Raw genomic sequence first — 12,596 nt, 5'->3', positions numbered from 1 at the left:
GCTGGCGGGTTCGAATCCCATGCGCTGGGCCCAAAAAAGAAAGGCTCCCATTGCTGGGAGCCTATCAAATCAGTGGTGGGCGATGAGGGATGTCCGCGTGCGGCTTCGCCGCCCGCTTCCGCTTCGGGCCTGCGGCCCTCGCGTGTTGCGCTGGAAAACGCTTACGCGTTTCCTCAGCTCCGCACCCTGTCGGGTTCGAATCCCATGCGCTGGGCCCAAAAAAGAAAGGCTTCCATTGCTGGGAGCCTATCAAATCAGTGGTGGGCGATGAGGGATTCGAACCCCCAGCCTTGTGCGTGTAAAGCACCTGCGCTAACCGTTGCGCCAATCGCCCGTGCGGAGAGAGTATAGCAAAACAATCGCCTCATTCACCTCATATCCATTAAAGGTAACTCGCGCGTGTCACAGCGGAGCTGATTCAGTTGAGATTGCCTGAACATTCCGCCCCTCTTTACGCCCTCGGGTATACTCAAAAGCTACTGATTCGATTTGATGCCCAGCAACAGCAGAGGGGATAGTATATGTGCGGTTTTGTCGGTTTTGTCGGTGGGACGGATAACCAATCCGAGGTGCTCACCAAGATGATGGACCGCATCGTCCATCGCGGTCCCGACATGGGCGGTCAGTTTATCGACGGCCGCGTTGCCCTTGGCTTCCGCCGCCTGTCGATCCTCGACCTGACCGAGGCTGGCGCCCAACCCATGGCCAACGAGGACGGTAGCGTCGTCATTGTCTTCAACGGCGAGATCTACAACTTCCAGGAGCTTCGCTCCGAGCTCGAGGCCAAGGGCTACAAGTTCCACTGCGGCGCCGACACCGAGAGCCTCCTGCACGGCTACGAGGAGTGGGGCGAGGCCGTCCTCGATCGCCTGCGCGGTATGTACGCCTTCGTCATCTGGGACAAAAAGAAGAACAAGCTTTTTGGCGCCCGCGACATCTTTGGCATCAAGCCGCTCTACTACTATCCCATGGCCGATGCGGGCGACGGCGCTCCGGGCGTGCTCTTTGGTTCCGAGATCAAGAGCTTCCTGGACTACCCGCACTTCCACAAGGCGGTCAACAAAAAGGCTCTGCGTCCGTACATGACGCTGCAGTATTCGGCAACCGAGGAGACCTTCTTCGAGGGTGTCTACAAGCTGCCGCCGGCGCACTACTTTACCGTCGATATCCCGACCGGCAAGATGAACATCGAGCGCTACTGGGATTGCGATTACTCTGCCGTCGAGAAGCCGTTCGAAGAGTATGTCGATGAGCTGGACGAAGTCGTGCACGAGAGCGTCGAGGCCCATCGCATCGCCGACGTCAAGGTCGCGTCGTTCCTCTCCGGTGGCGTCGACTCCAGCTACATCGCCGCTTGCCTCATGCCCGACAAGACCTTCTCGGTGGGCTTTGACTACAAGAACTTCAACGAGACCAACTACGCCAAGGAGCTTTCCGATAAGCTCGGCGTCGAAAACGTTCGCAAGATGATTACCGCCGACGAGTTCTTCGGTGCGCTCGAGGACATCCAGTATCACATGGACGAGCCGCAGTCCAACCTGTCTTCCGTGCCGCTGTGGTTCTTGGCCGAGATGGCCCGCAAGGACGTCACCGTCGTGCTTTCGGGCGAAGGCGCCGACGAGCTCTTTGGCGGCTACGCCTACTACGAGGACACGGTCCCGGTGCGCAAGTACAAAAAGATGGTGCCGCTGCCCATCCGTCGCGCGCTCGGTAACCTGGCGCTGCATATGCCGTACTTCAAGGGACATAACTTCCTGGTCAAGGGTGCCGAGATCCCCGAGAAGTCGTTCCTGGGACAGGCTCTGGTATGGCCGGAGCGCGAGGTCGACGGCGTGCTCAAGCCCGAGTACAACACCGGCGATGGCGCCTTCGAGCTTGCCGCTCCCATCTATGCGCGCGTGAAGGGTCAGCCCGAGCTGGTCAAGAAGCAGTACCTGGACATGAACATGTGGCTCCCGGGCGACATTCTGCTCAAGGCCGACAAGATGTGCATGGCGCACTCGCTGGAGCTGCGCGTGCCCTTCCTGGACCGCAAAGTCATGGAGTTCGCCGAGCACATTCCCGACCGCTACCGCATCAACGAGAACGGCAACAAACAGGTACTCCGCCACGCTGCCAACAAGTCGCTGCCCGATGAGTGGGCCACCCGTCCCAAGGTGGGCTTCCCGGTGCCGATTGTCTACTGGCTGCGTGAGCAAAAGTGGTACGACTATGTCAAGGAGTACTTCACCGCGCCGTGGGCAAGCGAGTTCTTCGATACCGACGAGCTCATGCACCTGCTCGATCTGCACTTTGCGGGCAAGGGCGATTTCCAGCGCAAGATCTATACGCCGCTCGTGTTCCTGGTGTGGTACAAGCGCTTCTTTATCGACGAGGACCAGCCCGCTGTTCAGGCTGCCTAGCCTCGGCTTACGAACGCCTGCGCGTAACGGCTCCTCCGGGAGCCGTTTTTGCGTGGGTGCGTTTCAGTTACTATAAAAACCGTTCCTGCCAAATGGCTGAGAAAGGTGAAAGATGCACCATTCGGATTCCGCGACCGTGACCACGGTCGATACGCTTGCCAAGCTTCTCGATGTGTGCGGCGAGCTGCGCGCATCAGAGCAGGTTGACGAGCGTGCCGTGACCGGCTGCTCGTTTGATTCGCGCGCGGTCTCGGCAGGTGACGTGTTCTTTTGCAAAGGCGCTGCCTTTAAGCCCGCGTTTTTGAGCATGGCGCTCGATGCGGGCGCCGTCGCATTTGTGTGCGAGGAGTCGCTGGTCGAGTCTCTGGAGCCGCTGGCGCAGGAGAACGGCGCGGCGATGCTGGTTGTTGATAGCGTTCGCACGGCCATGGCCCTGTTGCCGCCGGAGGTCTACGACCGTCCCGACCACGACGTCAAGATCGTGGGCATCACCGGTACCAAGGGAAAGACCACGGCCGCTTTCATGCTCCAGTCCATCATTAAAGCGGCGGGTGAGTCCTGCGGCATGATCGGCTCGGTGAACACCGACGATGGTATCGAGTGCTACGAGAGCACCAACACCACGCCCGAGGCTCCCGAGGTCTGGCGCCATATCGCCAACTGCCGCACGTCCGGTCGCCAGTCCATGGTCATGGAGGTCTCGAGCCAGGCGCTCAAGTACCAGCGCGTCGAGAACTTGCCGTTTGACGTGGCGTGCTTCCTCAACATCGGCCGCGACCACATCTCGCCGATCGAACATCCCACGTTTGAGGATTATTTTGAGAGCAAACTCAGGATCTTTGACCAGGCAAAGACCGCCGTGGTGAATCTGGGCACCGAAGAGGTTGACCGTGTGCTGGAGGCAGCGTCGACGGCCGAGCACTTGGTGACCGTTGGCGTCGAGCATCCCGAGGCAAGCCTGTGGGCGAGCGACGTGCGCATGGTCGGCTTTAGCATCGAGTTCAACTTGCATGGCCTGTGTGCCGGTGAGTCCGAGGCGGGGGAGAAGGTCCTGTTGGGCATCGCGGGCGACTTTAACGTGGAGAACGCGCTGGTCGCTATCGCCGCCGCGCGCGAGATTGGCATCGGTATCGATGCCATCAAGAAGGGCCTCTCCAAACTGCGTGTGCCGGGCCGCATGGAGGTCGTGGAGTCGAAGGACGGCCGCGTGATTTGTGTCGTTGACTACGCGCACAACCAGCTTTCGTTCCGCTCGCTTTTCTCGTCGGTGAAGCGCGCGTTTCCCGTCAGCCCGGTCATCGCAGTGTTTGGTGCTGCCGGCGGCAAGGCGCAGGAGCGCCGCGAGCAGCTTCCGCGCGAGGCCGCACCATATTCCGACCTGATGATCTTTGCTAACGAGGACCCGGCTCACGAGGACCCGATGAAGGTCTGTCGCGAGCTTGCCGAACATGTTCCCGACGATACGCCGAACAAGATTATCCTCGATCGCGAAGCCGCTGTGCATGCGGCGTTCAAGGCGGCGCGCGAGGAGTACGTCAACCCCGATGCTCCCACCATTGTTTTGCTGCTGGCAAAGGGTGACGAGGAGCTCATGCACGTGGGCGACGAGTTCGTGCCCATCGAGAGCGACCTTTCACTGGCCAATCGCCTGATCGATGTTGCCCAGTTTGACTAATGAACCATGATGGCGGCGGCGCCCTGAGTGCGCTGTCGCCATAAGCGTGTTCCCCCGATCAAAACATGCCGTCCAAGTCCAAACCCTTCTACGTAAACGGAGTAACCATGTCCCACAACACCCTGCCGACCGTTGCCGAGCTTTCGGGCGAGATGCGCGAGCGCTTGGCCAAGGTTAAGTACGTCTTTACCGACCTGGACGCCACCATGCTCGCGCCCGGCTCGTGCGTGCTGCGCGACAACGACGGCAACCCCTCGACCAAACTCGTCGAGGCCGTCGTGGCGCTCGCTCGCGCTGGTATTCAGGTGGTTCCCACCTCGGGCCGCAACCGTACCATGATCCACGAGGACGCGCGCGTGCTCGGCCTCAACTCCTACATTGGTGAGATGGGCGGCCTGGTCATGTACGACCTCAAAGCCAACGATTGGGAGTATCTGACCGGCGACATGCCTTACGACCCCGCCTGCGGCCTTACTCCGCACCAGGTGATCGAGCAGACCGGCGTGTGCGAGAAGATCCTTGCTCGCTGGCCGCACAAGATCGAGTACCACAACGACATGTCGACCGGCTACAAATACCGTGAGGTCACCGTCGGCATGCGTGGCGACATTCCCGATGATGAGGCCCAGGCCATTCTCGACGAGGCCGGCTGCGGTCTGGTCTGGGCCTGCAATGGCCACCTGACGCATCTGTCCAAGCCAACGACCCTCGAGCTCGATCGCGTCGAGGACGGTCGCGCCTTTAACATCAACCCGGCGGGTCTCGACAAGGGCGTGGCGGTCGCGCGCTTCTGCGAGCACCTAGGGATCGAGCGCGAGGAGACGCTCGCGCTCGGTGATTCCGAGTCCGATTTCTACATGGCCGACCACGTGGGCACGTTCTGCCTGGTCGAGAACGGTCTGACCAGCGCCGGCGCGCCCGAGTTCCTGGACGCCTGCGACAACGCCTTTGTCACCCGCGGCAAGATTGTCGACGGCTGGGTGGCAACGGCTGAGCTGCTTGTTGCGGCCCGTTCATAGCGCGACGCATCACGCGTGGCCGCATTTTTCGAGAGAGAATCTGGTGAGGTAATGTCCGATATCGAGAATCTGGCCGGGGACACGCGCCCCATCGGCGTGTTCGACTCGGGCCTGGGTGGCCTGACGGTCGCACGGGCAATTGCCACGGCGCTTCCGCACGAGTCTGTTTACTACTTTGGCGATACTAAGCGCTGCCCTTACGGCACTCGCACCGAGGATGAGGTGCGCTCGTTTGCGCTGCAGGCGGGGCGCTGGCTTTCGAGGCACGACGTCAAGATTATGGTCATCGCCTGCAACACGGCAACGGCCGCGGCGTTGCGTCTGGCCCAGCAGGTGCTCGACGTTCCTGTGATCGGCGTGATCGCGCCGGGCGCGCGTGCGGCCATCAACAGCACCCGCACGCGCCGCGTGGGCGTGCTCGCCACTAACCTCACCATCCGCTCGGGTGCCTACACGCGCGCCATCCAAGACCTGGATGCCGGCGTGGACGTGTACGGCTGCCCTGCCTCGAGCTTTGTCGAGGTCGTTGAGCACGAGCTCGCCTCGGGCGCGCATCTGCAGGAGCAGTGGCTCGAGAACGAGGACATCTTCGATACGCCTGCCGTGCGTGCGCTGGTGGGCGCCACGGTTGAGCCGCTGCGCGACCACGGTATCGATACCGTGGTGCTCGGCTGCACGCATTTTCCGCTGTTGGTGGGACCTATCCGCCATGCGCTGGGGCCTGGGGTGCGCGTCGTGAGTTCCGCCGAGGAGACCACGCGCGAGCTGACCGATATCCTCACGCGCCGCGAGCAGCTGGCGGGCGACGCCGCCGAGCCGCAGCATCGTTTTGCCACGACGGCCGATAGCATTGCTGAGTTTGCGGTGGCGGGCAGCTTTATCTTTGGACAGCCGCTCAAGAGCATAGAACATATCGATATCGATGAGCTGAAATAGATGTAAGGTCACCGACCAAAGGCTCACTTTCACCTTTTGCCGAAAGGATATTTCTATGGAGTACATGCAGGTCAACCGCGCCAACGGCCGCGCCGCCGATGAGCTGCGCCCCGTTAAGCTCACCCGTGGCGTCATGAAGCACGCCCACGGCTCGTGTTTGGCCGAGTTCGGCGACACGCGCGTGCTGTGCGCCGCTACTATCGAGGAGGGCGTGCCGGGCTGGCGCAAGGGCGCCAAGGCCGGTTGAGTAACGGCGGAGTACGCCATGCTACCGGCATCGACCGGCAAGCGCTGCAAGCGCGAGCACGCCAACCGCAAAGGCCGCTCCATGGAGATCGAGCGCCTCATTGGCCGTAGCCTGCGTACCGTCGTCAACATGAAGGCGCTCGGCGAGTACACCGTCACCGTCGACTGCGACGTGATCCAGGCCGATGGTGGTACACGTACGGCAAGCATTACCGGCGCCTGGGTGGCGCTGCACGACGCCCTCGCCATGTGGGTCGAGGCAGGCAAGATCGAGCGCATCCCGCTTACCGGCCAGGTGGCTGCCATCTCCATGGGCGTTGTCGACGGCAATACGCTGCTTGACCTCGATTATTCCGAGGACAGCCATGCCGAGGTCGACATGAACCTCGTCGCCACCGACACCGGTGAGATGATCGAGCTCCAGGGCACCGGCGAGCAGGCGCCCTTCGACCGCAAACGCCTCAACGCCCTGCTCGACCTGGGCGACAAGGGTATCGCCGAGCTCATCGAGCTCCAGCGCCAAGCCCTCGCCTAACCTGCCAAAAAGGGACAGGTTTATTTTGGTAGGTTTTATCTGCGGAGACGTCTAGACACAAGACTGCCGTTGATTGAGAGGGGAGAGGCTAAGGTCCTCGTCGTCCTCAACACGGCATTGCTATAGAGACAAGGAGACCACTCATGGCACTTGAGAAGATCGACATCGACACCCTCGACCCGGCGGCGACCATCGTCGTGGCAACAGGAAACGCTCATAAGCTCACCGAGATCGAGGCCATTTTGGGCAAGGTCATGCCCGAGGTGCGCTTTGTGGCGCTCGGCCAGCTGGGCGATTTTGAGGACCCTGAGGAAAACGGCACGACGTTTTTGGAGAACGCCATCATCAAGGCGCAGGCTGCCGTCGAAGAGACGGGGCTCATGGCCATTGCCGACGATTCGGGCCTGGTCGTTGACGCGCTGGACGGTGAGCCCGGTGTGTATAGCGCGCGCTACGCGGGCGTTCACGGCGACGATGCCGCCAACAATGCCAAGCTGCTCGTTAACCTGGAAGGCGTGGCGGACGAGGACCGCACCGCGCGCTTTATGAGCGTCGTCGCGCTCATCGACACGGATGGTCTGGTCACCTATGGCGAGGGCGCCTGCGAGGGCGTTATCGCACACGAGGGCCGCGGCGATCACGGCTTTGGCTACGACCCGCTGTTCCTGCCGGTCGACACGCCGGGCAAGACCATGGCTGAGCTGACGGCGGACGAGAAGAACGCCATCAGTCATCGTTTCCACGCGCTTGAGCATCTGTCCGCCAAACTGACGGGCGAGGAGTAGGCTGTGCGTGCGGTGGTGCAGCGCGTGCTCAACGCCGGCGTGACGGTCGACGGCAAGTGCGTGGGCAAAATTGGGCGCGGCTATCTGGTGCTGCTGGGCGTGGGCCACGGCGACACGCGCGCCGAGGCCGATAAGCTGTGGGGCAAGCTCCGCGGCTTGCGCATCAACGAGGACGAGAACGGCAAGACTAACTTGGCACTTGCCGATGTCGACGGCGAGGTGCTCGTGGTGTCGCAGTTCACGCTGTTCGCCGATTGCCGTCACGGCCGCCGCCCATCGTTTACGGATGCCGGCGCGCCCGATGTCGCCAACGAGCTTTACGAGTACTTTTTGACGCTCGTTGCCCAAGATGTCGAGCACGTGGCACATGGCATCTTTGGCGCCGACATGAAGGTCGACCTGGTCAACGATGGCCCGTTCACCATCGTCCTGGACACGGACAACCTTTAGGTTACTCGGTTTTACCAAACCGCGTAACAACTGGTCATGCGAGGTTGTCGTCTGGTACGTATTTGGGACGGGGCTTATTTAGCTACTTGCGTGTGGTGGCAGCAGGGTGCTATAGTATTAGAGTTTTGTCTATCTTAGGGGTATTATCCCCTTTTTGAATTGCACCTTCTGGAGGCCCTGTTCATGGAAGAGATGGAAGTCAATCACGTCGACGACATCCACGAGAAGCTGACCGATATGGTGGGCGATCGCGTCAAGGTTAAGGCCAACATGGGCCGCACCCGCGTCGTCGAGCGCATGGGCACCATCAAGAGCGTCCACCCCGCCGTCTTTATCGTCGAGGTTGACGAGCGTCGCGGCCGCAAGTCGCGTCAGTCATATCAGTATATCGATGTCCTCACCGGTCAGGTTGAGCTGTTCGACCCCGAGAGCGGCGAGCATATCTTTACCCCGCTCGGCAATCAGCTCGAGGAGCATTAACGGTGACCGATCGGTCCCTGACTCTTTCCGCGCCGGCAAAGATTAACCTTTACCTGGGGGTTCATACCGAGCGCGATGACCGCGGCTACCACAGGGTCGATTCCCTGATGGCAGCCGTCGGTCTTTCCGATACCGTGACGGTCACGCCGGCACAGGCGCTGACCGTCCAGACGGTTCCGGCATCAGATTTTCCCATGCAAAAGAATACGGCGTATCGGGCTGCGGTTGCCATGGCCGAGCATTATGGTCGCGAGGCAAACGTGTGCGTGACGATCGAGAAGCATATTCCGTTGTGCGCCGGTCTGGGCGGTCCTTCGACGGATGCCGCCGCGGTCATTATCGCTTTGGCGGAACTCTGGGGCATCGACCGCACCGATCCTGCGCTGGACGATATCGCCCGCAGCATTGGCGCCGATGTGCCGTTCTTTTTGCATACGAGCCCTGCATTTTACGTGGGCGGGGGAGACGTTCTGGCGACCGAGTACCCCGCATTGCCCGCAACGCCTGTCGTGCTGGTTAAGCCGCGCGAGGCGAGCGTTTCAACGGTTGAAGCGTATCGACGCTTTGACGAGACCCCAGTGCCTGCGGAGAAGCCCGGTGCGATCGCATCGGCGCTTCGCTCGGGAGACGCCGAGACTGCCTACGCGCTCGTCCACAACAACCTGGGCGTCATTTCCGCGCAGATGGAGCCGCAGATCCAAGTGGTCCTCGACTGGCTGCGCACACAGGACGGTACCGTTGCCGTGGACGTGTGCGGGTCGGGCGCCTGCTCGTTTGCCATTTGCGACACCGCCGCCACGGCCGAAAGGCTTGCCGGCGCTGCCCAGCAAAATGGCTGGTGGGCCTGCGCAACGGAGCTCATTTCCAACACGGTTCAGATCGACGCGCCAAAGAAATAAAAAATTCTCTAGCACGTGGCGGAAATCTTTGTTACTATAGTCGAGCTAACGGGTTGTGGCTCAGTTTGGTAGAGCACTGCGTTCGGGACGCAGGGGTCGCTGGTTCAAATCCAGTCAACCCGACCAGAGCATGAGGAGGGACCGCTTCTTGCGGTCCCTTTTTTTAGCTATTGTTGTGATACCGCGACACCCGCGGTATACTCATTCGAGCTTGTCTCGCTGTATTGTGGAGGTCTACATGTTTGGACTGAGGGCTCCTGAGCTCATCATCATTCTCGTCGTTGTCCTGATTATCTTCGGGCCCAAGAACCTGCCGAAGCTCGGCAAGTCCCTCGGCTCTACCGTCAAGAATATCCGCGAGGGTATGGAGGGCGACGATAAGGCCGAGACCAAGCAGGCCGAGGAGGTCGTGGTCGAGCAGTCCGAGGAGGACAAGGAGATCGCCGAGCTCGAGGCCAAGCTCGCTGCTGCCAAGAAGAAGCAGGCAGAGGACGGCGACGCGGACGCAGAGTAGTCCCATCCCTTTGGGGTGAGCACCTGACCGGCTTGCCCGCAGGCTAGCCGGTCTTTTTCGTTTTGTTGACAGTTGATTGTTTGATCAGAGTTGGGGAGATATCCGTATGGACGCAAGCCAGATCGTACTGACCGCTGAGGGTCGCCAGAAGCTCGTCGAGGAGCTCGCTTGGCGTGAGGGCGATTACGCCAAGGAGATCGTCGAGGACATCAAAGAAGCCCGCGCGTTCGGCGACCTTTCGGAGAACTCCGAGTACGATGCCGCCAAGGACAAGCAGGCCCAGAACGCCGCTCGTATTGCCGAGATCCAGGCCATCCTCGCCAACGCTCAGGTTGCTGCCACCACGGGCGATCTGACCGTCTCCATCGGTTCCACCGTTTCTCTGATTGATCCCAACGGTGAGGTCATGGAAGTCACGCTCGTCGGTACCACCGAGACCAACTCGCTCGAGCACAAGATTTCCAACGAGTCTCCGGTCGGCCACGCCATCATCGGTCACGGCGAGGGCGACTCTGTTGAGGTCGTTACGCCTTCTGGCAAGACCCGCGTCTACACCATCGCCAAGATCGCACGCTAGACCACGGTCCCGCGTAAAGGTATGTTTTCGCTCCCTGGGACCGAATCCTGGGGAGCGTTTTAGTTTGAGGAGCTATCTTATGGCAGAGAACCAGAACGCCGCCGAGCAGGCATCGACGCTCAACGACGAGCGCGCCACGCGCCTGGCCAAGCGTGCCGCCCTGTTTGAGGCGGGCCAGAACCCCTATCCTGAGCACTCCGAGATCGAGGACTATGTCGTCGACATCGAGGCCAAGTATGCCGATCTCGCCGATGGCGAGGACACCGAGGACGTCGTGAAGATCGCCGGCCGCGTGGTCGCCAAGCGCGGTCAGGGCAAGATCATGTTCATCGTCGTGCGCGATGCGACTGCCGAGATTCAGCTGTTCTGCCGCATCAACGACATGGACGAGGCCGCTTGGGATACGCTCAAGGCCCTCGACCTTGGCGATATCCTGGGCGTGACCGGCGTGGTCGTGCGTACCCAGCGCGGCCAGCTTTCCGTTGCCCCTAAGAGCGCGACCCTGCTTTCCAAGGCCGTTCGCCCACTGCCCGAGAAGTTCCACGGTCTTTCCGACAAGGAGACCCGCTATCGCCAGCGCTATGTCGATCTGATCGCCAACGACGACGTTCGCGAGACCTTCCGTAAGCGCTCGCAGATCCTCTCCACCTTCCGCCGCTTTATGGAGTCCGACGGCTACATGGAGGTCGAGACCCCCATCCTGCAGACCATCCAGGGCGGCGCTACCGCCAAGCCGTTCATTACCCACTTCAACGCGCTCGATCAGGAGTGCTACCTGCGTATTGCCACCGAGCTCCACCTCAAGCGCTGCATCGTCGGTGGTTTTGAGCGCGTGTTCGAGATCGGCCGCATCTTCCGTAACGAGGGCATGGACCTTACCCACAACCCCGAGTTCACCACGATGGAGGCCTACCGTGCCTTCTCAGACCTCGAGGGCATGAAGGCGCTCGCCCAGGGTGTCATTAAGGCGGCTAACAAGGCCATCGGCAACCCCGAGGTCATCGAGTACCAGGGCCAGACCATCGACCTTTCTGGTGAGTGGGCAAGCCGTCCCATGTCCGACATTGTCTCGGACGTGCTCGGCAAGAAGGTCACCATCGACACGCCCGTCGAGGAGCTTGCTGCCGCCGCTCGCGAGAAGGGCCTGGAGATCAAGCCCGAGTGGACTGCCGGCAAGATCATCGCCGAGATTTACGATGAGCTGGGCGAGGACACCATCGTCAACCCGACCTTCGTGTGCGATTACCCCATCGAGGTCAGCCCGCTTGCCAAGCGTTTTGAGGACGACCCGCGTCTGACTCACCGCTTTGAGCTGGTCATCGCCGGCCACGAGTACGCCAACGCATTCTCCGAGCTCAACGACCCGGTCGACCAGGCCGAGCGCTTTGCTGCCCAGATGGCCGAGAAGGCCGGCGGCGACGATGAGGCTATGGAGTATGACGAGGACTACGTGCGCGCCCTCGAGTACGGTATGCCTCCCGCGGGCGGCATCGGCATCGGTATCGACCGCGTGGTCATGCTGCTTACCAACCAGGCTTCCATCCGCGACGTGCTGCTGTTCCCGCACATGAAGCCCGAGAAGGGTTTCCAGTCCGGTGCCGCTGCTGCCAAGGCTGCCGAGGCCGGCAACGCCGCGAGCCCGTTTGTCAAGCCGCTCAAGCCCACGGTTGATTATTCCAAGATTGCCGTTGAGCCGCTGTTTGAGGAGTTCGTCGACTTTGATACCTTCTCCAAGAGCGACTTCCGCGCCGTGAAGGTCAAGGCATGCGAGGCCGTCAAGAAGTCCAAGAAGCTGCTGAACTTTACGCTCGACGACGGCACCGGCACCGACCGTACCATCCTCTCCGGCATTCATGGCTACTATGAGCCCGAGGACCTGGTCGGTAAGACGCTGCTCGCCATCACCAATCTGCCTCCGCGCAAGATGATGGGCATCCCCAGCTGCGGCATGCTCATCAGTGCCATCCACGAGGAGGAGGGCGAGGAGCGCCTCAACCTGATCCAGCTCGACGCCTCCATCCCCGCCGGCGCAAAGATGTATTAAGAGTTACGCGGTTCTACGAACCGCGTAACCAGTT

General features: G+C 61.1%; 11 protein-coding genes, 2 tRNA genes and 1 pseudogene. 13 read left to right on the top strand and 1 reads right to left on the bottom strand.

Going from position 1 to position 12,596, the window contains the following annotated elements:
- Positions 1-258: 258 nt before the first annotated feature.
- A tRNA-Val gene (locus DXD49_RS03540) sits at positions 259-334 on the bottom strand.
- Positions 335-521: 187 nt separating this feature from the next.
- On the opposite strand from DXD49_RS03540, the gene asnB reads away from it, so the two are divergent.
- The 13 genes and pseudogenes from asnB to lysS all read left to right on the top strand — a co-directional run bounded on the left by asnB (position 522) and on the right by lysS (position 12,562).
- Positions 522-2,402: an asparagine synthase (glutamine-hydrolyzing) gene (gene asnB / locus DXD49_RS03535; RefSeq protein ID WP_117563808.1), complete on the top strand. Its 1,881-nt coding sequence runs from the start codon at positions 522-524 to the stop codon at positions 2,400-2,402.
- Positions 2,403-2,514: 112 nt separating this feature from the next.
- Positions 2,515-4,077, top strand: a complete 1,563-nt coding sequence (locus DXD49_RS03530; RefSeq protein ID WP_117794209.1) for a Mur ligase family protein — start codon at positions 2,515-2,517, stop codon at positions 4,075-4,077.
- Between the two features lie 107 nt (positions 4,078-4,184).
- Complete coding sequence (locus DXD49_RS03525; RefSeq protein ID WP_117763501.1) at positions 4,185-5,096, top strand: HAD family hydrolase; 912 nt, start codon at positions 4,185-4,187, stop codon at positions 5,094-5,096.
- Positions 5,097-5,147: 51 nt separating this feature from the next.
- Positions 5,148-6,032: a glutamate racemase gene (gene murI / locus DXD49_RS03520; protein WP_117794208.1), complete on the top strand. Its 885-nt coding sequence runs from the start codon at positions 5,148-5,150 to the stop codon at positions 6,030-6,032.
- Positions 6,033-6,087: 55 nt separating this feature from the next.
- A pseudogene (gene rph, locus DXD49_RS03515) lies at positions 6,088-6,813 on the top strand (ribonuclease PH).
- A 143-nt stretch (positions 6,814-6,956) separates the two neighbouring features.
- A complete protein-coding gene (gene rdgB / locus DXD49_RS03510) occupies positions 6,957-7,598 on the top strand; it encodes an RdgB/HAM1 family non-canonical purine NTP pyrophosphatase (protein WP_022094898.1) in 642 nt (213 codons plus the stop codon).
- 3 nt (positions 7,599-7,601) lie between these two features.
- Positions 7,602-8,048, top strand: a complete 447-nt coding sequence (dtd, locus tag DXD49_RS03505) for a D-aminoacyl-tRNA deacylase (protein WP_117794207.1) — start codon at positions 7,602-7,604, stop codon at positions 8,046-8,048.
- 183 nt (positions 8,049-8,231) lie between these two features.
- Positions 8,232-8,528 (top strand): Veg family protein, encoded by a 297-nt coding sequence (locus tag DXD49_RS03500; protein WP_006234957.1) that lies wholly within the window; start codon positions 8,232-8,234, stop codon positions 8,526-8,528.
- Between the two features lie 2 nt (positions 8,529-8,530).
- Positions 8,531-9,427 (top strand): 4-(cytidine 5'-diphospho)-2-C-methyl-D-erythritol kinase, encoded by an 897-nt coding sequence (gene ispE / locus DXD49_RS03495; protein ID WP_233541736.1) that lies wholly within the window; start codon positions 8,531-8,533, stop codon positions 9,425-9,427.
- Between the two features lie 49 nt (positions 9,428-9,476).
- Positions 9,477-9,553 (top strand) — tRNA-Pro (locus tag DXD49_RS03490).
- 112 nt (positions 9,554-9,665) lie between these two features.
- Positions 9,666-9,941 carry a twin-arginine translocase TatA/TatE family subunit gene (gene tatA / locus DXD49_RS03485; RefSeq protein ID WP_158564851.1) on the top strand — a complete coding sequence of 92 codons (276 nt, stop codon included), beginning with the start codon at positions 9,666-9,668 and terminating at the stop codon, positions 9,939-9,941.
- 106 nt (positions 9,942-10,047) lie between these two features.
- Complete coding sequence (gene greA, locus DXD49_RS03480) at positions 10,048-10,518, top strand: transcription elongation factor GreA (protein WP_006234960.1); 471 nt, start codon at positions 10,048-10,050, stop codon at positions 10,516-10,518.
- 79 nt (positions 10,519-10,597) lie between these two features.
- Complete coding sequence (gene lysS / locus DXD49_RS03475) at positions 10,598-12,562, top strand: lysine--tRNA ligase (protein WP_117794205.1); 1,965 nt, start codon at positions 10,598-10,600, stop codon at positions 12,560-12,562.
- The last annotated feature ends 34 nt before the right edge of the window (positions 12,563-12,596 follow it).

Origin of the sequence: Collinsella sp. TM05-38 (genome assembly GCF_003466445.1) — a bacterium.
In the GTDB taxonomy this organism is placed as follows: domain Bacteria; phylum Actinomycetota; class Coriobacteriia; order Coriobacteriales; family Coriobacteriaceae; genus Collinsella.
This window is presented reverse-complemented; position numbering and strand designations above follow the sequence as displayed.